Annotated in this window: 18 protein-coding genes; 16 read left to right on the top strand and 2 right to left on the bottom strand. The window is 39.0% G+C overall.

What is annotated here, in order from left to right; genetic code table 11:
• The first annotated feature begins 2 nt into the window (after positions 1-2).
• From A8B79_RS06280 to A8B79_RS06245, 8 genes are all read left to right on the top strand, one after another.
• On the top strand, positions 3-1,412 hold the full coding sequence (locus tag A8B79_RS06280) for an OstA-like protein (protein ID WP_235603600.1): 1,410 nt from the start codon (positions 3-5) through the stop codon (positions 1,410-1,412).
• A 1,350-nt stretch (positions 1,413-2,762) separates the two neighbouring features.
• Complete coding sequence (locus A8B79_RS06275; RefSeq protein WP_066219622.1) at positions 2,763-4,262, top strand: S10 family peptidase; 1,500 nt, start codon at positions 2,763-2,765, stop codon at positions 4,260-4,262.
• Between the two features lie 101 nt (positions 4,263-4,363).
• Positions 4,364-4,975, top strand: a complete 612-nt coding sequence (locus tag A8B79_RS06270; RefSeq protein WP_066219619.1) for an immunity protein Imm33 domain-containing protein — start codon at positions 4,364-4,366, stop codon at positions 4,973-4,975.
• Positions 4,976-5,359: 384 nt separating this feature from the next.
• A complete protein-coding gene (locus A8B79_RS06265; protein ID WP_066219615.1) occupies positions 5,360-6,535 on the top strand; it encodes a DmpA family aminopeptidase in 1,176 nt (391 codons plus the stop codon).
• 134 nt (positions 6,536-6,669) lie between these two features.
• A complete protein-coding gene (locus tag A8B79_RS06260) occupies positions 6,670-7,332 on the top strand; it encodes an alpha/beta hydrolase (protein WP_066219611.1) in 663 nt (220 codons plus the stop codon).
• A 123-nt stretch (positions 7,333-7,455) separates the two neighbouring features.
• A complete protein-coding gene (locus A8B79_RS06255; RefSeq protein WP_082894081.1) occupies positions 7,456-8,217 on the top strand; it encodes a hypothetical protein in 762 nt (253 codons plus the stop codon).
• A gap of 32 nt (positions 8,218-8,249) precedes the next feature.
• The gene (locus A8B79_RS06250; RefSeq protein ID WP_066219605.1) at positions 8,250-8,627 is read left to right on the top strand and encodes a DUF2200 domain-containing protein; all 378 of its coding nucleotides are present in this window, start codon (positions 8,250-8,252) and stop codon (positions 8,625-8,627) included.
• Positions 8,628-9,081: 454 nt separating this feature from the next.
• Positions 9,082-9,612, top strand: a complete 531-nt coding sequence (locus A8B79_RS06245) for a hypothetical protein (RefSeq protein WP_066219602.1) — start codon at positions 9,082-9,084, stop codon at positions 9,610-9,612.
• Between the two features lie 23 nt (positions 9,613-9,635).
• On the opposite strand, the gene A8B79_RS06240 is transcribed toward A8B79_RS06245, so the two are convergent.
• Positions 9,636-11,060 (bottom strand): SLC13 family permease, encoded by a 1,425-nt coding sequence (locus A8B79_RS06240; RefSeq protein ID WP_066219596.1) that lies wholly within the window; start codon positions 11,058-11,060, stop codon positions 9,636-9,638.
• A gap of 156 nt (positions 11,061-11,216) precedes the next feature.
• On the opposite strand from A8B79_RS06240, the gene A8B79_RS06235 reads away from it, so the two are divergent.
• The 4 genes from A8B79_RS06235 to aac(6') all read left to right on the top strand — a co-directional run bounded on the left by A8B79_RS06235 (position 11,217) and on the right by aac(6') (position 15,114).
• Entirely contained in the window at positions 11,217-12,419 is a 1,203-nt protein-coding gene (locus A8B79_RS06235; RefSeq protein WP_066219594.1) for a di-heme oxidoredictase family protein, read from the top strand.
• Complete coding sequence (locus tag A8B79_RS06230; protein ID WP_066219592.1) at positions 12,419-12,853, top strand: Rieske (2Fe-2S) protein; 435 nt, start codon at positions 12,419-12,421, stop codon at positions 12,851-12,853. Before A8B79_RS06235 ends, A8B79_RS06230 begins: the two co-directional genes overlap by 1 nt.
• Complete coding sequence (locus A8B79_RS06225) at positions 12,850-14,073, top strand: hypothetical protein (RefSeq protein WP_066219590.1); 1,224 nt, start codon at positions 12,850-12,852, stop codon at positions 14,071-14,073. Before A8B79_RS06230 ends, A8B79_RS06225 begins: the two co-directional genes overlap by 4 nt.
• 594 nt (positions 14,074-14,667) lie before the next feature.
• Entirely contained in the window at positions 14,668-15,114 is a 447-nt protein-coding gene (aac(6'), locus tag A8B79_RS06220; RefSeq protein ID WP_066219586.1) for an aminoglycoside 6'-N-acetyltransferase, read from the top strand.
• On the opposite strand, the gene A8B79_RS06215 is transcribed toward aac(6'), so the two are convergent.
• Complete coding sequence (locus A8B79_RS06215) at positions 15,111-17,237, bottom strand: elongation factor G (RefSeq protein ID WP_066219582.1); 2,127 nt, start codon at positions 17,235-17,237, stop codon at positions 15,111-15,113. The genes aac(6') and A8B79_RS06215 overlap by 4 nt on opposite strands.
• 152 nt (positions 17,238-17,389) lie before the next feature.
• On the opposite strand from A8B79_RS06215, the gene A8B79_RS06210 reads away from it, so the two are divergent.
• The 4 genes from A8B79_RS06210 (at position 17,390) to A8B79_RS06195 (ending at position 21,731) form a co-directional block, all read left to right on the top strand.
• On the top strand, positions 17,390-18,391 hold the full coding sequence (locus tag A8B79_RS06210; protein WP_066219579.1) for an asparaginase: 1,002 nt from the start codon (positions 17,390-17,392) through the stop codon (positions 18,389-18,391).
• A gap of 131 nt (positions 18,392-18,522) precedes the next feature.
• Positions 18,523-19,302, top strand: a complete 780-nt coding sequence (locus A8B79_RS06205) for a tryptophan 2,3-dioxygenase (RefSeq protein ID WP_066219576.1) — start codon at positions 18,523-18,525, stop codon at positions 19,300-19,302.
• A 130-nt stretch (positions 19,303-19,432) separates the two neighbouring features.
• Positions 19,433-20,620 (top strand): aminotransferase class V-fold PLP-dependent enzyme, encoded by a 1,188-nt coding sequence (locus tag A8B79_RS06200; RefSeq protein ID WP_066219572.1) that lies wholly within the window; start codon positions 19,433-19,435, stop codon positions 20,618-20,620.
• On the top strand, positions 20,610-21,731 hold the full coding sequence (locus A8B79_RS06195) for a carboxypeptidase-like regulatory domain-containing protein (protein ID WP_066219569.1): 1,122 nt from the start codon (positions 20,610-20,612) through the stop codon (positions 21,729-21,731). The genes A8B79_RS06200 and A8B79_RS06195 overlap by 11 nt, the downstream gene beginning before the upstream one ends.
• Positions 21,732-21,864 lie beyond the last annotated feature (133 nt).

The following is a 21,864-nucleotide window of genomic DNA, read 5'->3' as shown; positions in this document are numbered from 1 at the left end:
AAGTGATCAAATATCTGCCAATTCTGATATTGCTATTTGGCATTAATAAAACCGCTGTTCATGCCCAGACGACCGTTCAGATAGAAAGCGTTAAAACACTGAAAAGCATTACGGTAGATGGCGAACCTGTCCGGAAATTATATGAAGCCAGATTAAGAACGGGTGGATTTACTATTGTATGCGACAGCGCCTGGCAATTCCTCGAAAAAGACGAATTCAGAGCATTTGGAAACATTCAGATCACCACTCCAACTGAAATTATCTGGACCGATTCTTTGGTCTATTACAACGTGCTTGATTTCAGTCAGCTCAGAGGTCGGGTAATTATTAAGCAGGACAGCACATTGCTTTTCGGAAATAAAGTGAATTACAATTTTGTAACCAAAGTGGGGCGTTTTCTGGATGAGATCAGATTAGAAGACAACGAGAATGGAATTTTAAAAGCTCAATCCGGAGTCTACTTTCAGAATCAGGACAGTGCCGAATTCAGAGGAAATGTTCAACTTGAAGATTCTGCTCAATATGTGGAAGGCGATAGTTTATTCATTAATCGTAAATCCAAATTCCTTCGTTTATTTGATAATCTTCTGGTTATTGACAGCACAAATAATGCTTTGCTTACCGGAGATTATTTAGAAGCCGATTCCACCGGAAGACGATATTTGAGAGGCAACGGCTACCTTCGGAGAACAGTAGAGGATTCAGTAAGCTCAGATACCACCCACATTTTTGCTGACGAAATTGAACTCAATGAAAAAGATTCCACCACAACTATAGATGCTTTTACGGATGTAAATGTATGGACGGAAAAATTCTCTTCTCTTTCTGATACTTTACTTTATAATTCTGATACTGAACTCTTCCGATTAAAAGGAAATCCCAAAGCCTGGAATAAAAATATTCAACTCACCGGACCCTTTATCTTTGTTCAGCTCGATAGTAGTGAAGTTCAAAGCCTAACCTCCTATCCTGAACCATTTGCTGTTCAGGAAGACACTGTAACAGGAAGATTAAATCAGATCAAAGGAGATACACTCATTGCGGATTTTAAGAACGGGGATATTTCAAGGATCCGGATACATCCAAACAGTGAAGTCTTATATCATATCACTAACGAAAATAATGAACCGGACGGAGCATTTGAAAGTACTTCTCCCAAAACAGTTCTGATCTTCGAAAACGGTGATATGGTTGAAGCTAAAATGGGAAAAAATCAGGGATTATTTTTACCCGAGTATACCGAGCTGGATAGCCGGCGATTGGAAGGTTTTATCTGGACACCAGAACTTCGTCCCGAAAAACCAACTATCGATCCACAGCCTACCCTTCCTCCCATTCCTGCAGAACGACCTTTTGAATTACCTAAGAGGTTTGTGGAGTTTATGAAAAATTTAAATACAGATAATAATTAATGTCTTTTTGATTTGATCCTTTTAGATGTTAGATAATTCGTTTACGTTTTGTAGTTGTAGAAAAATTTGCCCTTAGGATTTAAGACGGAAAAGAGAGCATGATCCGGATGCGTCTGCGAAGCAGGAATAATCCTTTCAGGTGAAGAGTGTATTAATTACCTCAGAATGAACGAAGACCTTTAGGATTATTCAGCGTAGGATCAGTGAGCCCGTCTTAAATACTTCGGCTTGATCTTTTGCTACTTTTGTATCAAGACAAAAGTAGGTACCCTATTATAAGCTAAGTGTGTTTACAGGATTCAGTTCCTTAGCTCTATGTACTTTTGTACCGACAAAAGTACCAAAAGCTCCCGACAAGAATTATTGGCGCGAACTCCATTACATCGACTAATCATTACAAAAGGTCTTCCTGCGTTTGATGCATATTCACAAATCAGCCTGAGTGTAATGATTGCTCCTTCGGAGCCGTCGATTTTATTACGTTCTTGACCGCCAATAATTCTAAAGGTCGGTATAGTTGGAGGCTTTTTCTGAAACCGTCATTTGTTTAGGAGTGTGACTATTTTTAAATGTGAAGTGTATACCCGAGATCTGGGTTCTTTTCAAAAATGTACTAACCCTCCGGACGTAAACGTCCTCCTTGTTTAAATTATCAATTTAGATATTTAAGTAGGTCATCCTGAACTAGTTTCAGGATCTTTGTAAGGAATAGGTCTTGAATCTGTATTACTACCATAAACAAAGGCTATGTTTATTTTCTTGAACTCTCACATAAGCTAGCAAGGGCTTCAGTCCTGCGGTTTTGTGGACGAGGATTTTAACTACGAAAAGAAGCCGATCGGACTAAAGTCCTCACTGGTAAACTTGATTGGGAGTGATGGTGGAGCCACAGATTTAATCAGGTACACCGGCCAGGGATTTATCCCGCAGCGATTAAAGGCAGGCTCCTGCAACAGAAGGAGGACTCGTTGATAAAATTTAGAATCTACTCGGGAATTCCCCTCCTTATCCAGGGAGGGGCGAACTACTCAGAACCCAAGAATTTGTGTCGGCACCGGGGAGGTCCGTTTCCGACGCAGAGCATCGGTACCAGTTTAAAATCGAGGGGATTCACAGCGTTGATCGGTGTGCCGGATATTGCAACTAGAAATAAATCTTGCTAAGATCCTGATCCGCCAGCTGGCGGACAGGATGACCCTATCCGTAAAGTCATAGTAAACCCATCAAAAATTACACGACATCTTAAAAGTTTACCCATCCCGCTTAATTAAAAAATGTAATCGCTCCACCTGATTTTCTGCATTATTGCTTTTCCAATAGTATTTTGATCAAAACTAACTCTATCAAATTATGAAACGACTCTTCTCAACGGCTCTAGTCTTAGTACTTCTGCTAACATCGGTAACTGCTCAAAAATTTTCGCTTCCGGATCACGCTGACCAAACAGTAGAAACCACTCACGAGGTTACGATCAATGGACAGAAAATTCCTTACTCAGCAACTTCAGGATTTCAGCCGGTTTTTAATGACGATATGGAGCCGATCGCTACGCTAAATTATACTTATTATAAGAGAACAGATATCAAAGACGATAGCCGCCGACCACTAATGATCTCGTTCAACGGCGGACCGGGCTCCGCTTCCGTTTGGATGCATTTGGCTTACACCGGACCAAAAGTCCTGCGTATTGACGATGAAGGATTTCCAATTCAGCCTTACGGAGTTAAAGACAATCCTCATTCTATTTTAGATGTTGCTGATATTGTTTTTGTGAATCCTGTAAATACCGGCTATTCCAGAATTTTGGATGAAGAAGCAGACAGAAAACAATTCTTCGGAGTAAATCAGGATATCGCATATCTGGCAGAATGGATCAATCTGTTTATGACCAGAGTAAACCGCTGGAGATCGCCAAAATATTTGATCGGAGAAAGTTATGGAACCACCAGAGTTTCAGGTTTGGCTTTGGCGCTGCAAAGCAGACAATGGATGTATATAAACGGAGTGATCTTAGTGTCTCCGACAGAGTTAGGAGTACATACTTCAGAACGCAGAAGAGATGGCCCGCTCGGAGCTTCCCTCCGACTTCCTTACTTCACCGCGGCGGCTTGGTATCACAATAAATTACCAAATGATCTGCAATCCAAAGATCTGTTGGAAGTTTTACCGCTTGCAGAAGAATATGCGGTCACTGAATTAATGCCTGTGCTTGCCAAAGGTGGTTTTGTGAGTGATGAAGAACGTGAACAAGCTGCGGAAATGATGGCTCGTTATTCAGGAATCTCCAAAAAAGTGATTCTTCAACATAACCTGGATGTACCTCCCTCCTTTTTCTGGAAGGAATTACTTCGTGATGAAGGCCATACCGTAGGAAGATTAGATTCCCGCTACAAAGGATTAGACAAAACCGATGCAGGAAGCAGTCCTGACTTTAATTCTGAACTTACATCCTGGTTGCATTCTTTTACTCCCGCTGTCAATTACTACTTTGCCAATCATTTGAACTTCAAGACTGATCTGAAATACAATATGTTCGGTCCTGTTGGACCGTGGGACAGAACCGGAAACAATACCGGCGAGAATTTACGTCAGGCAATGGCTCAAAATCCGTTTTTACACACCATGGTTCAGAGCGGTTATTACGATGGAGCCACCAAATATTTTGATGCTAAATATACCATGTGGCAGATCGACCCAAGTGGTAAAATGAAAGATCGTTTTTCTTTTAAAGGCTACCGCAGTGGACACATGATGTACTTACGCGCCGAAGATCTGAAAAATGCCAATGATGATATTCGTGAATTTATAGAAACCTCGTTACCGGCTACGGGCACTCCGGCTAAGTATTGATTTAGTTGGTTTTTATGAATAAAACTTAAACATGAAATAGAGATAAAGTGAATAGAATTCACTTTACTCTGATGTTGTATACCATTTAAGAAAACGCAGAATTGAATCAAGAAAATAAAATATCACGTTCGGACTTAATCGCAAAATGCGACCAATATCTGAATGGAGAAATTAAAGAAGAGGAATTTGAAAATTATGCGTGGAATCTAATAACCGAAGAATATATTGATTGGGACGATGATGTAGTATCTGACATCATTTATCAATGGGACAGTCCAGAAATCAACTTTCCGATTACGAAACAAAACATAATACTTTGGAAACATCAATTAGAAACTGATGAGGATTTATTGGCGGATTACAATTTGTGGAATGCACATATCGACCGACAAAAAAAGATTTGTGAAAAGTATGATTCTAAGTGGAACCCAATTAATAAAAAACTAAAAATCGGAGTTGGTTCCGATTTGAATGCCGACCCAATTCACGGATTGAGACATCCAAAAGAAAAGGGAACAACCGGTTGGTACATTTGGACAGGAGAATATTCGGAATCTGATGATTTTTTCCAGCCAATGTGTGCTGAACATTTGCTTCAAATCCGACCTGAATTAATCAAATATTTCGGACTTGATGTTGGCTATAGATTTTTAATTGACAAAAACGGATATGAAGATGTTTGGTATGACAAAAAACTAAAAAATGTGGAATAAAAACGGTCCACAAAACGGTATATATCAAATAGGGCGTTCGGTGGTTAAGAAAGTTTAGTATTTGCAAACACCGCCAAATCGTTGATTTGGCTTTTAAAATGAATAAGATAAAAACAAAATACAACGCTTTGGCTAAGTGCAAATTTGAAAGTTTATCGCTTTCTACTACCCTACTTGCCATATACTAATCGTTAATTTCCCCTCATTCCACACGCTCTACGTTGGAACGAACTTTTGAAGGCTTGTGATTCCTCTTAATATTGAACAAGTTGTAGTTTGAGGCTATTTCCCGTTTATTCATCCTATTCTGATAAATAAACATAAATATGGGCTGCAAATAGAATTCTATCAGCCCATTTACTAAATACACCAAACCCCATCTGAATGAAAAAAATACTCCTAGTTTTAGCGATCGCACTTATTGGTGCTCAATCTTATGCACAGAAACCAAGAGCAAGAGATTTGGGTGTTCCGTTTGTAGGTACTCCGGGAAAATTCAATGCCATTACGGATGTTAAAGGTGTGGAAGTTGGCTACAGCACCATTATCTCCGGTAAGGGAGAAAATATAATCGGCAAAGGTCCGATCAGAACAGGAGTCACGGCGATATTTCCAAGAGGCAAAGCCAAGAAATTCAGCCCGGTTTATGCTAACTGGTATTCTTTAAACGGAAATGGTGAAATGACCGGAACAACATGGGTTACCGAATCCGGATTTTTAGAAACCCCCATCATGATAACAAATACCAACAGTGTTGGAGAAGTAAGACAAGCGGTACTAAAATGGTTCGTTGATACAGATTGGTACAGTGGAGAAAGTTGGTGGTACACTTATCCGGTAGTTGCAGAAACTTATGATGGCTTTCTTAATGACATTTATGGCTTTCATGTTCAGGAAGAGCATGTTTTAGAAGCCATAGAAAATTCATCAGGTGGACAAATTGCGGAAGGAAATGTGGGCGGAGGAACCGGTATGATGACCTTAGGCTTCAAAGGGGGAACCGGAACTTCTTCCAGAGTTTTTGAGATCAGAGATTCCTCATACACTGTTGGAGCTATTGTACAATCCAATTTCGGAGCAAAAAGAAATTTATCGATCGCCGGTGTTCCCGTTGGTATGGAATTAAGAGACACTCTGAATTATGAATTTAATGCGCCTCCAAAATCCAACAGACAAGAAGGAGACGGCTCCATTATCGTAATTGTTGCTACTGATGCCCCACTGCTCCCCCATCAATTAAAGAGAATTGCTCAGAGAATTCCTTTGGGAGTCGGAATTGTTGGTGGACGCGGAAGTAACGGCTCCGGTGATATTTTCTTAGCTTTCTCAACTGCAAATGAAAATGCTTTTTCGCGAGATCAAGCAACTGTTGTTGAAACGATGTCCAATGATCTGTTAACACCGGTTTTTGAAGCCACGGTTCAGGCTGTGGAAGAAGCGATCATCAATGCAATGGTAGCTGCAGAGACTATGGAAGGAATCAATGGAAACAAAGCTCATGCCTTACCTCACGATCTGCTTATCGAGACATTGAAAAAATATAATCGATTAGAAAAATAATGTAGAGCAAACTCGGTCTGACAGATTACCTGTCTGACCGAATTTGCGCCACATAACAACTTCAACATATAAAAAGACATGAACAAAGTTCACTTTACACTGTTGTTGTTAAGAATTAAAAAAACCGACAGAAATTGAAAATTTACGGAATAAGTGGACTTGGAGCAGATAAGAGAGTTTTCGATTTTCTGAATTTAGATTATCCGCTGATTCCTGTTGAATGGATCGAACCAATTGAAAACGAGACTCTAAAAGACTACTCCATTCGACTATCAAAAATTATAGATAGAAACTCTGATTTTGCGTTAGTAGGTGTAAGTTTTGGAGGAATAGTTGCTGTCGAAATTAGTAAAATCCTTGAACCAAGACTTACCATTTTAATCTCTTCAGCCGAAACAAAGAATGAACTTAGACCGATTTATAGAAGTGTTGGCAAAACTGGTCTCTTGAATAGCTTACCTGATAAACTATTTGACCCACAAAGAAATATTGCCAAGTTCATTTTTGGTACAAATAACAAAATACTATTGAATTCTATTTTAGATGATACGGACTTGAGCTTTGCAAAATGGGCAATTAATGAATTAGTCAATTGGAGCAATCTTGATAGAATTGAAAACATAGTTCGTATTCATGGAACTAATGATAAACTTATTCCTTGGAGTGGCTCGGGTAAAGTTGAATTAATCGATAATGGAGAACATTTTATGATTGTGGACAGAGCTGATGAAATAAGTGAAATCATAAACAAAAAGATCAAAACATACAGTAGCAATGATCATAAAAACATTGATTGAAGCTATTTAACTCCCCAGATCAGATGACCAAGTTGTAGTTTGAAGGTATTTCTTGTTTATTTATCTGTTCTTCTGATTCATAGAATGGATGAACTGATGTTAAATCAAATCATGGGTTGATATATGGAGAGCAATACAAATATATCGGTAGTAAATCCGGAATTGAAGTTCGATAAAGTTTCTTTAGTCGAACCTTCTGGAAATCATTTTCTTTTACTCGCCGCGGAAGTAGACCGATCAGCCCTACCCTTTTTTCTATTCACAAGCAGCAAAAAGAAAGAACTGCTTACCTATTCAAAATCCGCATGCCGAGAACTTGAACTTATTGATGGAGTTGAAAGTGCTGTGGTTTTTAAAGCCAGTTTGATCCCGCCCGGAAAGGGAAAACTGTTAGAAGAACGACCAAATGTTCACATCGCTAAATATGATGTAGTTGTACTGATCGAAACAGAAAGTGAATCCATTGCAGAAAACATCAAATCCCATAAACTATATTCAGATCTGGAAAACAAAATAAGCGAAGCTGCAAGTAATACACTTTACTTAAGTGCCTCCAATGTGAAAAAGATCAATTCCGTCGACCATAACCGACAAGGTGTATTTCTGTTTAATTTCTTTTATGCAGACAATGTTCAACAGAATATCGGGATCTGGGAATACACCGCAGGTTGGTTTCAGCAGGAAACCGGATTGGATAATTCTACTGTTCTACTGCCCGAAAATCCCGGGAAATCAGATTACAAGATCATTAATCATTGCAGATGGGACAGCTTTAGCTATATCCTGCCCTCATTGATCTTTAAGAAAACGTTTAAAACGTATGTATTGGATAACTTTTATGAGAACAATGTCGCCGCAATTCCGATATTGTATAAACTTGCATGAATTTAAAAATTCTGAATTAAACGGATCGAATAATGCCAGCAAAAACAGATACCAGCCATCACGATGAACGCATAGCCAAGATGACCTTCGCTTCGGTGTATCCGCACTATGTAACCAAAGTAGAAAAGAAGGGAAAAACGGTAGATGAGCTCCATCAAGTTATTGAGTGGCTCACCGGTTATGATGAACAGAAAATTCAGGAGTTGATCGATTCTAAAGTAAACTTCGAGGATTTCTTTAAGGGAGCTACATTAAATCCCAACGCACATCTTATCACCGGAGTGATTTGTGGCTACAGAGTAGAAGAGATCACCAATAAAACTACCCGGGAATGTCGCTATCTGGACAAACTGATTGATGAACTTGCCAGAGGAAAAAAGATGGAGAATATTTTAAGGAGTGAGAATTAGGAATAGGGGAATTAGGAATGTTTCAATGAAGAATTAAGAATTTTTCAATTTGGAATAGCCCATTTAATTTATGTGAGTGTGATCCGTTTAGATGTCAGAAAATTCGTTGGCAATTTAGTGATGATAGTTCTGGGAAAATTTGCCCTTAGTATTTAAGACGGACAAGTGAACCTGATCCGGATACGTCTGCGAAGCAGGAATAATCCTTTCAGGTGAGGAGTGTAGTAACTTTCTCAGAATGAGCGAAGACCTTTAGGATTATTCAGCGTAGGATCAGTGAACCCGTCTTAAATACTTCGGCTTGATCTTTTGCTACTTTTGTATCAAGACAAAAGTAGGTAGCAATTCTAGTTCAAACGTTAGTTGGAGGAATTGGTGAATTGGGAATGTAAGAGTGTAACAAATTCTCTGAACCGTAGTACTACTTCGCGTCTATCAATCAAATTATCTTTCTGTGGAATTAGAACTCATCAAAAAAAACAAAGTATTCATTACACTATTCTCTGCATTATTGGTATTTGTTCATTTGTTATTTGAACATTTCCACGGAGGGATCGTTACTCATTTTATTTTGCAAGATGACAGCCTGCCCGGAATCTCAAACTGGTGGGGTCTACTTACTTTTCCTTTGGCTACCTGGGTTGTTCTGCTTAGAATTGAAAAAAGAAACAGTGCTTCAGAAAAGGACAGCAACAAGAATGTTATATATCGCTTAGTAAGCGCAATCATATTCGGAATTGTAGTGTCATATCTGTTTTCAATTGAGTCGACCGGTCTTGATTATTTGATGCTGAGCTTATTCGCACTTTCTCTTTTTATCCCTCTTTATTTCGGCGAATACCTTTTAGGATTTACAATCGGAGCAATGTACGTGTTTGGCGCAAATATCCCGATCATTGGCGGTATCGTGCTTATTTCTCTTCTTTTTTTGCTTTATAACGCTCCGAGATTTGTTTACAAATTCGTTCGTTCCAAAACTAATTGAATCGTTTTTAGAATCATCTTTTATTATCCAAAAAACCAATCCTGAAAGAAGTAACAATAAAGTGAGATCAACACGATGCAGGTGATATTCAGAAATATTCCCGTCCTCGCCATTTCGTTCATCTTTATGTAACCGCTTGAATATACAATAGCGTTTGGCGGCGTTGAGATCGGAAACATAAAAGCACAGCTTGCTCCTATGGTTAACGGAATTGCCAATTGAAGTTCATTCAATCCAAAGCTTTGGGCAATTACAAATGAAACCGGGATAAACACAGCAACCAGAGCTACATTGCTCATTACTTCCGTCAGGAATACTGCAAATGCACAAACTACAAGAATCACTAACAATGGATTTGGAGCTATAGTACCTGATATCCATTCGCCCAATAATCCCACAATATTGGTGACTTCTAAACCCTTCGCTAAAGAAATACCTCCTCCGAATAAAAGTAAAATATCCCACGGTAATTTCTTGGTGTCATTCCAGTCCAGCAATGCTTTTCCTTTATGTTCGGATGGCCAAATAAAGAGTATGACAGTTGCGAAAATAGCTATGATGGTATCATTTAGGTTAGCCAATAATTCAATCTGAGTAAGCTGTGAACGGAATATCCAAAGTAGTGCCGTTCCCAGCATAATGATCAATACTCTTCGTTCGCTTACTTTCATTGATCCTATTCTTTCCAGTTCTTTTGAAAGTAATTCCCCTATTCCTTCCAGTTTTTTGATCTTAACAGGAAACACAACTTTCGTATTGATCAGATATACCGAACTAAAAAGAATTACAACTAACGGGAAAGCAAAAAATAGCCAGTCAGAAAAATTCAACGGCTCCAAACCACTATCCTGAACAATACTTGCCAATACTAAATTTGGTGGTGTTCCAATCAAAGTAGTTATACCACCTATGTTGGCCGCAAATGCAATTCCCAACATCAAAGTCAAAGCGAAATTTTTGCCACTCTTTTGGTTTTCGAACTTATCTCCCAATAATGCTACCACTGACATCCCAATAGGCAACATCATTACCGTTGTCGCTGTATTACTGATCCACATCGATAATAAAGATGTGGCTAACATACAACCTGAAATCACTCTGGAAGGCTTATCCCCTGCCAACTTCATTATGTTTAAAGCAATACGTCGGTGCAATCCCCACTTTTCAATTGCAAGTCCGAGAACAAACCCACCAAAGAATAAATAGATAACCGGATTAGCATAGTTGATGGTAGTTTCTCGAAGTTCTAAAATCCCCAGCATTGGAAATAAGATGATCGGTAAAAGTGCCGTAACAGCGATCGGAACTACGGAAGTGATCCACCAACTCAACATCCAGAATACAACTCCAATCATTCGAACCTGAACGTTATCAAAATCTCCGATTAACACACAAAGTGTAAAAAGTACAGGACCCGATATTAATTTTAAAAGTTGATCTCTTTCCATAGAAACATTTTCCAAGATTGAAGAAAGGGAATCAGCTCATTATTTCCAATTCATTCAATATTTAACTTCCTTTGATTGACTATATTTATTCATTCCTTATTTAATTTTTAGTCATGACTAAATATTTTTATATTCACATAAAAATAAACCAACATCATGACTACCCGAAAAATACAATCCGCTTGTGCAGTATTCCTTTTGGTTGCCGCTATCTACTCTTGTGATAGTTTGATTCCCGAAGCTCCTGCAGAAAGTGACTTACTCGACGGCCCAACCGAAGGGCTTTCCACTTCCGAACAATCCAGATTTCTTAAGGGCGATATCGCTTTTAACGACGAGGTGTTTACACCTGAATCAGGTCTTGGTCCTGTTTTCGTTGCTAATTCATGTGGAAGTTGTCATGCCGGAGACGGTAAAGGACATCCTTTCACAACATTAACCAGATTTGGACAGACGCAACCAAACACAGCTCCTGATGTCAGTATCGGAGGACCTCAACTCCAAAACAGAGCCATTCCCGGGTTTAAGCCTGAAACGCTTCCAAGCGGTGTTCCTTCTATGGATTTTACTCCACCGGCTGTTACAGGACTAGGTTTTCTTGAAGCTTTGACCGATCAACAAATTCTGGATAATGCAGATCCCAATGATTCTGATAGTGACGGTATTTCCGGTGTTCCGAATTATATTAATCCTCCTTCCTATTTTATTCCAAAACCATTTCATCAACCCGTTGGTGGACAATATATTGGTCGTTTTGGTAAAAAAGCTGCTGCAGTTGATCTTCTTCATCAAACGGTAGGTGCATATAATCAGGACATGGGAGTAACTTCTACTTTCAACCCCATTGATCCGCATACAGGATTATCCACTGACCCGGAAGTTAGTGATCAAACTATTCGTGATGTTGTATTCTATCTTCAAACACTCAAAGCTCCAATCCAAAGAGACGCGGACGATCCCGAAGTCATCAGAGGTAAACAAGTTTTTGTGAGCATCAATTGCTCTTCCTGTCATGTTCCTTCATTCACAACACCGCAATCTGATATTGATGCTCTTTCCAATAAAACGATTTTTCCATACTCAGATCTCTTACTTCACGATATGGGTCCTGGACTTGATGATGGTGCTACCGAAGGTTCAGCAGAAACTTTTGAATGGAGAACTCCACCACTTTGGGGATTGGGTTTAGCGCCGGAATCACAAGGTGGAGAATTCTTTCTGATGCATGATGGAAGAGCTAAAAGTATTCAGGAAGCTATTGAACTTCATGGTGGAGAAGCTCAGCAAAGCAGAGATGATTTTGTAGGGCTAAGTGATGCTGACAAACAAGCACTTCTCAAATTTTTGAGGTCGCTGTAATGAACAGAGAAGAATTTATAAAAGTATGCGGTTTAAGCTGCGCAGGATTGATCACAACTTCACTGTTTCTGCAGGGTTGTGCAGGCACTAAATATCTGAATGCAGATATCAATGGAAATTTTATGGAGATCCCTTTAAGTGCTTTCTTAAAAGAAGATGGCACCGGTTCCAGAGATTATCTGGTAGTTGAAAACAGTAAGCTCAGTTATCCCATTGCTGTTTACCGTCATGATTCCGAAACCTACACTGCCCTTTTGATGCGATGTACACATCAGGGTACGGAACTCAGAGTTTTTGGAGATCGTCTGGAATGCCCGGCTCACGGTAGTGAATTCACAAATAACGGTTCTGTTCAAAACGGTCCCGCAGATAATGAGCTCAGAACCTTCCCAGTACTCATTGAATCAGAAATTTTAAAGATCGATCTACGATGAAAAAGTTAATTATCACATTATTTATTGGATTACTGTCACAGCAACTAATCGCTCAGGTAGATCAGTCTCTCTTGAAAGATGATCGATCAGATTCACTGGAAAATGCAATGAACATGGATGCATTAAGCAATCGTGTTTATGCGACATCAAGCTCTCCGGTTTCGATCGGTGGTTACCTGGAAGTAGATTACAAATACATCGGCGAAGACGGACTCACAGATGGACATACATTCCGGATTCCCAGAGTTACGCTGTTTATCACATCCTCTATCAGTTCCAGAATTAAATTTATGAGTGAGTTTGAATTTGAAGAAGGTGGTGAAGAGATCGCCATTGAATTTGCTGCGATGGATGTAAATTTTCATCCGTTCCTGAACTTAAGAGGCGGAGTTGTTGTGAATCCGATTGGAGCATTTAATCAAAATCATGACGGACCAAAGTGGGAATTTGTTGATCGTCCGATTGCTATGACTCAAATGCTTCCCGCAACCTGGAGCAATGTTGGTTTCGGTTTGTATGGAAAAATGTACAAGCAGGATTGGGCTTTTGGATATGAAGCTTATCTAACCAATGGTTTTGATAATTCTATAGTCACCAATACTGAAAACCGTAGTTTTTTACCAGCTTCAAAGGATAATAAGGAGCGTTTTGAAGAATCCAGTAATGGCGAACCTTTGTTTACCGGAAAAATCGCAATTCGAAACCAAAATATCGGTGAGTTGGGATTATCATACATGGGGGGAATTTACAACACTCATGAAGATGACGGCTTGATACTTGATGAGCCGAGAAGATTGGATGTATTTGCTGTAGATTTTAATACAGAATTACCGTTTTCAGATACTTACATAGTTGGCGAGTGGGCATGGGTTTTTGTGGATGTTCCGAATACATTCACTCAGCAATACGGAGAAAAACAAAGCGGTGGTTTTCTGGATATTGTTCAGCCTTTAGTAGATAAACCAATGTTTGGATTTGAAGATGCCGTTTTCAATATGTCTCTCAGACTTGAATCAGTTGATTGGAATGTTGGTACTTTTAATGAAACAGGTGGCAATATCGGAGATGAAATCTGGGCTTTTGTTCCGGGAATCAGCTTTCGTCCTACATATCAAACCGTATTCAGACTAAACTATCGCTATCAGGAGCAAACAGATATTCTTGGAAATGCCCCTGCAAAAACCAGCGGTATTGAAATAGGCTTTGCTACTTATTTTTAGAAATTTGTTTATTCTGTTTAATTAATTAGTCATCTCTGTAGATGTTAGGTAATTAGATGACAGATTGGTATGATAGTTCGAAGAAACATTCGCCCTTAGTATTTAAGACGGGTTCAGCTCCTTTGTTCTGTGTACTTTTGTGCCGACAAAAGTACCAAAAGCTCCCGACAAGAATTATTGGCGCGAACTTCATTACATCGACTAATCATTACAAAAGGTCTTCCTACGCATGATGCATATTCATAAATCATCTTGAGTGTAATGATTGCTCCTTCGGAGCCGTCGATTCCATTACGTTCTTGGCTCGCCAATAATTCTAAAGGTCAATGTAATTGGAAGCTTTTTATGAAATAGTCAGAATTATAAACAAGTCAATTTTTGTAAGTGAGTTATCTAACTTCTATACTTCTTGTAATTGTATTCTATCAAGCTTTAAACCAGCAGATCCTTCAGGTTCTGCGGAGTTCCAAGTAGGTCATTCCGAACTCGTTTCGGAATCTTTGTGGGGCTTCGATTATATTTACAAACAAATTTAATAGTCAAAGCTAAAACATAAGATCCTGAAACAAGTTCAGGATGACGTAGCATCTCCTTATGCAGATCAAAGAATTAACTTCTGAAAATGTAGAAGCCCTCGCTCATCTCTTTGTTGAGTTGTGGCCGGAGTGTACTTTTGAAACTGAGTTTGAATACTGCAAACAGATTCTATCAAAAGAAGATCAAACAGCTTTTTTAATAAAACAAAAAGACGAATACATTGCTTTTGCATATCTGTCACTTCGAAATGATTTTGTAGAAGGCGCAACCTCCTATCCCATCGCTTATCTGGAAGGCATTTACGTAAAAGAATCCTACCGAAATACAGGATTAGCTTCTAAACTCATCCAACGAGCAGAACAATGGGCTAAAGAAAGCGGAAGTTCTCAACTCGCCTCAGATGTTGAAATAGATAACGAGCAAAGTATTCAATTTCATAAAAAATCCGGCTTTTTGGAAGAAAACAGAATTGTTTGTTTCATCAAAGATCTGAAATCCGGTTAAACCTCCTCTAGTTCTGCATTTTCCTTCATCACACGTTCCTGAACATCAAACGGAACCTGAGCATAGTGAGAAAAATGCCTTTGATAAGTAGCACTGCCTTGTGTCATTGATTTTAAGCTTGTGGAATAGTGATCCAATTCTTCAAGGGGAACATGTGCTTTTATTTTTTGTAATGCTCCTTCAGCGTCCATTCCCTGAATTTGTCCGCGACGGGTCCCCAGATCGCTTAATACTTCTCCCATATGATCCTGAGGAACGATCACTTCAATTTCATAGACAGGTTCCAACAGTTTTGGATTGGCCTTCAAAAAACCATCCCGGAAAGCCATTCTTGCAGCTGTTTTAAATGCAGCTTCGTTAGAATCCACAGAGTGCATAGAACCATCAAATACAGAAACTCTGATATCCCGGGCACAGCATCCGCTCATCGGTCCATTCTGCATTTTTTCCATAACTCCTTTCAGAATTGCAGGCATAAACCGATTATCGATCACACCGCCAACTATACAATTATTGAACACCAGTTTACCTCCCCACGGAAGATCATGCACATCAGTATTCCTTACTTTCATATCGGGCGGATCAGCCATTCCTTCTTCGTAAGGTTCTATTAATAATTCCACTTCGGCATATTGTCCTGCGCCGCCTGATTGCTTTTTATGCTTGTATTTCGATCTTACCTGTGTTGTTATGGATTCCCGATAAGGAATTTTCGGGGTTATAAACTCAACATCCAATTTGAAACGATTTCTGAGTTGGTGCTCAATCACTCCCAGATGTTCTTCGCCTTGTGCATGAATAATGATCTGGCGCAATTCCTGGCTATGCTCAATTTTGATGGAAGGGTCTTCCCTGTGAATTTGATGAAGTGCGTTTCCAAGTTTGTCTTCATCGCCTTCATTAGTCAGCTTTACGGCCGTTCGGATCGTTGTTGGTGGAAATTCAATTTCTTCCAGAACTATATTATTTCCTTTTTCCGAAAGAGTATGATTTACTTCCCCATCCTTCAACTTTACAACTGCACCAATATCTCCGGTTTTGATCTCATTTATGCTGATGCGTTTGTGTCCTTCTGTGAGGTAGAGACTTCCAAGCCTAACTGAATTAGAAGTTGAGTTATTCATCAGATCCATCCCCGCAACCGAAGAACCGCTGTATTGTTTAAAATAGATCAAGTCCCCAACGTGAGATTCTGAATAAGTCTTAAATAAGAACAGAACAGGCTTTCCGTCCGGATCCAGTTCAAAGTCGTCTCCATTCTGATTTTTAGGAGCATTTCCTTCCAAAGGATTCGGAGCGATGTCATCCAGAAAACCCATTACACGACCGGTACCCATATTCCTTGCCGCACACACACAAAACAAAGGATGAATCTGTCCTTTTACCAATGAAAGATGTAATCCTTCCTCCATTTGTTCTTCATCAAGTTCCCCATGTTCAAAGTATATTTCCATAAGAGACTCATCATTTTCTGCAATGATCTCGATCAATTCCTGATGCAGTTTCTCTGCTTTATCTTTTAGTGAATCCGGTATGGGCAGTTTATCCGGCTTTCCTCCTCTTTCCGGAAATTCGTACATCGTCATTCTGAGTACATCTACTATTGCGTGAAAGTCACTTCCTTCGCTGTACGGAAACTGCACAACCGTTACTTCCCTTCCAAAATGTTCTTTTGCTTCCTGAACGGTTTGCCAGAAATCAGAACGTTCGTTATCAAGTTTATTGACTACAAAAATCGATGAGACTTCATATTTACGGGCATATTTCCATAATGAATCCGTTCCTACTTCCACTCCGTTTTCAGCATTTAATGTAAAAATGGCTGTATCAGCTACTCTCAGCGGGCCAACTACTTCACCTACATAATCTGAAGTTCCGGGAGTGTCAATCAGATTGATCTTATGTCCTCTCCAATCCAGATTCATAAACGATGAATAAATGGATTTTTCTTTCTCTTTCTCCAATTCATGATAATCAGAGACTGTATTACCTTCTTCTATGGTTCCTCTTCTGTTAATAGCTCCGGCTTCAAACAACATAGTTTCAGCTAAGGTTGTTTTACCGGAGCCGGAATGGCCCAACAACACAACATTTCGAATTCTGGCAGGATCGTATACTTTCATGGTGAACTCCTTGGATTGCTAAGGTTTTTTGTTTTCTCTTGATGAAAACTTTAAGCGCTTCCTTTTTTTACGCTATATTTGGCAATAATTTTAAGAACGTTCGCACTAGTACGGCGAATAGCTAATTTAAACGGCTACGGGAAATAAGCAAGATGAAAAAAATACTTCTCATACAAACAGGTGGAACCATTGCGATGAGCGCTAAAGGCGAAGGTGTGGAACTGGATCCTGAAGCCTGGTCTGATTTACTCATTAAACAGATCCCTGAATTAGAAGAACTTGCTGAAATTACTACGTACCCGCTTTTTTTTGAGGACAGCTCTGATCTGAATGCAGAACATTGGGTAAATCTTGCACAATGCATAGATGTTAATTACGAAAAATATGACGGCTTCGTGATCCTGCATGGAACGGATACAATGGCTTATACAGCATCCGCACTGTCATATTCGTTACAAAATTTAGCCAAACCTGTGATCTTTACAGGAAGTCAAGTTCCAATGAGTAGCGTGCGAAGTGATGCCCGACGAAATCTTATCAATTCCATCGAAATGGCGACTACAGAATTGCAGGAAGTAGGAATCTGTTTTAATGATCATGTGTACAGAGGAAATCGTGCAACTAAATTAAGTATCGGTGATTTTGATGCTTTTGGCTCTCCGAATTTAGATCCCATTGCTGAAATTGGTTTAGACATTGAACTGCATGTTCCGCCTAAAAAACTGATCCCTGCTTTCGAGAATAACGCTGCTTTTTCTAACGAGATATTTGTTCTTACTGTCCATCCTTCACTCAGTATGAATATTCTCGATTGTTTAGACCTCACCAAATTGAAAGCCATCATTGTCCGAACTTTTGGTAGCGGAAATTTTCCAATGAAAGGAGAATACAATATGATCCCATTTTTTGAAAAGTGCAGAGATCACGGGGTAATTGTAGCTATTGTTTCTCAGGCGGATTATGACGCTGTTAATCTGACCAAATATCCTGCCGGACGAGCAGCGTTAAATGTTGGTGCTGTATCAGGGGGAGATATGACGATGGAAGCAGCACTTACAAAATTAATGTTTCTTCTGGCTCGATCAGATTCAAAAGAATACATTGAAACACAATTTCAAATCCCAATGGCCGGTGAGCTTACTGTTGATAAATAGATTTATATACTTTGTCATTTCGACCTGCGGGAGAAATCTAAAAATTTAACTCAAAGCAAATACCTAGATTTCTCACATTCGTTCGAAATGATAGTTTTTTCCATTACTTTTGTCTCATAAAAAATATAAAGATGAGCCTTACATACACTAATTACCTAAAAATAAACGAACTGTTGGAACTTCAGCAGCTCAAATCCGATCCTAAAGAACATGATGAAACGCTATTCATCATCATTCATCAAACCTATGAATTGTGGTTCAAGCAGATCATTCATGAATTTGGAAAACTGAACAAAGAACTTTCAGCGGGAAATACATGGATTTCCATCAAAACAATGAGACGGATCTTAACCATCATGAAAACACTTGTTTCTCAGGTTGATATTCTGGAAACCATGACTCCTCTTGAGTTCAACAGCTTCAGAAAATTTTTAGGAGAATCGAGTGGATTTCAGTCTCTGCAATTTCGTGAAATTGAGATCTTATGCGGATTGAGATTTCCATTGATGAAAGAAGCTCATAAAGACGATCCTAAACACATCGAAATCCTGGAACAGAAAATGGAAGAGCCTACTATCTGGGAAAGCTTTTGTGCTTATCTGAAGAAAAAAGGGTATTCGGTTTCATCGCCCAGAGAAAATGAACGAGGACTTGTTTTCAATACATCTGATGAGAACCAAAAAGAGCTGATCAAAATGATGAACGAACATCAGGAAGCAGCTTTGGTAAGTGAATTATTGGTAGATTTTGATGAAGGTTTGCAGGAATGGAGATACCGTCACGTTAAAATGGTACAGCGAACCATCGGTACTAAAAAAGGAACAGGGGGATCAGAAGGAGTTGCTTACCTTCAGCGCACATTAAACCAGACTATCTTCCCGGATCTTTGGGAAATCAGGTCTTCTTTTTAAAATTTTAAATGCCACAAAATCACCAAGACACTAAATTATAACACGTACTTTTTGGTTAACTAATAAAATTATAAATCTACAATCCCTCAATTTTTTTGTGGTTTTGTTTTTTAGTGGCTAACATCTTCTTATGAAAAACATCGACGAATTAGCGCAACAACTTATCCCTCATTACTCCCATTTCAGAGTTTCTGAACGACTTCTTTTTACCGGACATTCTCATCAGGCTTGGCCGGATGTAGCACTGGAAGGACAAAAAGAGTTCTTCATGGACACCGCAGAACTTGTGGACAAAAAATGGGAAAAAGCTGCTGAAAAAACCGAGATCCTGAGAAATTACCTGCGTGGATTCTATGACGACCCCGATGGATTTTACTGCCGGGAAGAAAGTACACATGTTCTTTTTGTAAGTTGGATGAGTGGACTTGATCTGAAGAATAAACCCAAGATCATTTCAACTGATGGAGAATTTCACTCACTGTTTCGTCAACTTCATCGTCTGGAAGAAGAAGGTTTGGAAGTTACTTATGTAGCAACCGATCCCGATCAAAGTTTTGCAGAACGTATTATTTCTGAAATCGACGATAGAACTTCCGCGATCATGCTGTCTCGAGTTTATTTCGAGTCCAGCCTGATCAATCACTATCTCACAGAAATTGCACAAGCAGCAAGAAAGCACGGCGTTCCTGTTTTAATTGATGACTATCACGGAACTAATGTCGCACCGTTATCAATCAGAGAGGCTGATCTGGAAGATTGTTTTATTCTGATCGGTGGTTACAAATATCTGCAATGGGGCGAAGCCAATTGTTTTCTGAGATTTCCTAGAGATTGTGATATGCGTCCTGCTATAACAGGTTGGTTCGCTTCTTTCAGCACATTGGAAAAACCACGCGACAACTCCCCTACTCACTATGATCATTCAGATCAACGCTTTGCAAGTGGAACATATGATCCCTCTTCTCAATACCGTGCAGCTAAAGTGGTCGAGTTTTTTGGAGAACAAGGACTCACTAAAGAAATCCTGAGAGATCAATATGTGCAAAAAGTTGAGTTACTTAAAAAGCATTTTCTCGATAAAGACTTTGATCCATCTGTAATTCGACTAACTCATGAGAAAAGTATTTCTGAGCATAATGGTGGCTTCTTATCTCTTACTTCACCAAAAGCCAGAGAAATAAGAGCAGAATTATTAGCTCGTGATATTTTCACCGATGCCAGAGATCAGATCCTTCGATTTGGCCCTGCTCCATATACTACTACAACTCAGATTGACGAAGTGATGCTTACTCTAAAAGAAGTAATAAATGCTCTTTAACTACAAAGTAATTTCGACTTTTTTTGTAGTCATTATTACCTCATTTACTGTATTTGCTCAAACTGAATATTCGATCTCCGGCACTGTAAAAAGTCAGGTTGACCTTGATCCAATTGCAGGAGCTCAAATCTTCCTGAATGGTTCAACTATTGGAACGCTTTCTGATGGAGATGGTAATTTTACTTTATCAGGTATACCCGAGGGAGCTCATGATCTGATTGTTCAAAGTTTGGGTTTTGAAAGTGTTACTTCTTTAATTCGAACAGATCAATTAGAGGATCAATACTCTTTTATAATGAAAGAGAAAGTGTACAATCTGGATGAAATTACAGTTAAACCAAACAGCCAGGACTGGAAATACAACTTTGAACAATTTCGAAAGATGTTTATTGGTGTAGGTCCCTTTTCGAAGAACACTAAAATCAAAAATAAAGAAGTGGTGAACTTTGATTTTGATATGGATAACAGGACTCTGAACGCCTTTGCTTACGAAACAATTGAAGTTGAAAACAAAGACCTTGGTTACCGGATCTCTTTTTTCTTAGAAAGTTTTGAGATCGACTATAAATCAGGAAGATTCTTTTTCTACGGACAGACTTTTTTTGAAGAGATGAGTTCCCGCAGGAAAAAAACCCGGAATAAATGGAAAGAAAATCGAGAGAAAGCTTATTTAGGATCTTTTGCACATTTCACTAAATCTTTAATTGACCAAAAAATTGTTGAAAATGGCTTTGTTGTAAAAGCAGAAAAAAGAGATGATGATGCACGGTATTTATATACGGATACCGTCCCACAATCACAGTTTTTCCACCAAGTTGACAGCTCCTATTATGAATATAACTTCGTTAATTTTCTGAATGTCACCTATAAAAATGAATACGAAGACATTACTTATTTGTATTCTATTGCAAAACCCTTCGACAGCAATCCCCGTCTTTTGTCGGATTACCAAAACTCTTCCATAACGCTGATCTCTGATTCAGTTCTGGTAGATAGATCCGGATTTATTCTCGACCCTACCTCAATTCTTTTTGATGGATACTGGGGATTTGAAAAGCTTTCTGACATGCTTCCGCTTACTTATGAAATACCCGAAGATTTAGAAGAATAAGTGCTGAGGTTTATTTTCAGGGAAAATAAAAATCTCAAAAAACAAGTACCAAATTTCAGACAAATAACAAATTGCAATATTTAAACAACTAGCCCTCCATCCCAAGCTCCTGCTTGGGATTGTAACTTGGAGC

Origin of the sequence: Balneola sp. EhC07, from assembly GCF_001650905.1 — a bacterium.
Lineage (GTDB): Bacteria > Bacteroidota > Rhodothermia > Balneolales > Balneolaceae > Balneola.
The sequence above is the reverse complement of the archived record's forward strand: the minus strand, read 5'-3'. Positions and strand labels throughout refer to the sequence as shown.

What these genes read in the sequence shown, in the direction of transcription:
- A8B79_RS06275 (WP_066219622.1), top strand. Translation starts at nt 2,763, where the DNA reads ATGAAACGACTCTTCTCAACGGCTCTAGTCTTAGTACTTCTGCTAACA.
- A8B79_RS06265 (WP_066219615.1), top strand. Translation starts at nt 5,360, where the DNA reads ATGAAAAAAATACTCCTAGTTTTAGCGATCGCACTTATTGGTGCTCAA.
- A8B79_RS06255 (WP_082894081.1), top strand. Translation starts at nt 7,456, where the DNA reads ATGGAGAGCAATACAAATATATCGGTAGTAAATCCGGAATTGAAGTTC.
- A8B79_RS06250 (WP_066219605.1), top strand. Translation starts at nt 8,250, where the DNA reads ATGCCAGCAAAAACAGATACCAGCCATCACGATGAACGCATAGCCAAG.
- A8B79_RS06240 (WP_066219596.1), bottom strand. Translation starts at nt 11,060, where the DNA reads ATGGAAAGAGATCAACTTTTAAAATTAATATCGGGTCCTGTACTTTTT.
- A8B79_RS06235 (WP_066219594.1), top strand. Translation starts at nt 11,217, where the DNA reads ATGACTACCCGAAAAATACAATCCGCTTGTGCAGTATTCCTTTTGGTT.
- A8B79_RS06230 (WP_066219592.1), top strand. Translation starts at nt 12,419, where the DNA reads ATGAACAGAGAAGAATTTATAAAAGTATGCGGTTTAAGCTGCGCAGGA.
- A8B79_RS06225 (WP_066219590.1), top strand. Translation starts at nt 12,850, where the DNA reads ATGAAAAAGTTAATTATCACATTATTTATTGGATTACTGTCACAGCAA.
- A8B79_RS06215 (WP_066219582.1), bottom strand. Translation starts at nt 17,237, where the DNA reads ATGAAAGTATACGATCCTGCCAGAATTCGAAATGTTGTGTTGTTGGGC.
- A8B79_RS06210 (WP_066219579.1), top strand. Translation starts at nt 17,390, where the DNA reads ATGAAAAAAATACTTCTCATACAAACAGGTGGAACCATTGCGATGAGC.
- A8B79_RS06205 (WP_066219576.1), top strand. Translation starts at nt 18,523, where the DNA reads ATGAGCCTTACATACACTAATTACCTAAAAATAAACGAACTGTTGGAA.
- A8B79_RS06200 (WP_066219572.1), top strand. Translation starts at nt 19,433, where the DNA reads ATGAAAAACATCGACGAATTAGCGCAACAACTTATCCCTCATTACTCC.
- A8B79_RS06195 (WP_066219569.1), top strand. Translation starts at nt 20,610, where the DNA reads ATGCTCTTTAACTACAAAGTAATTTCGACTTTTTTTGTAGTCATTATT.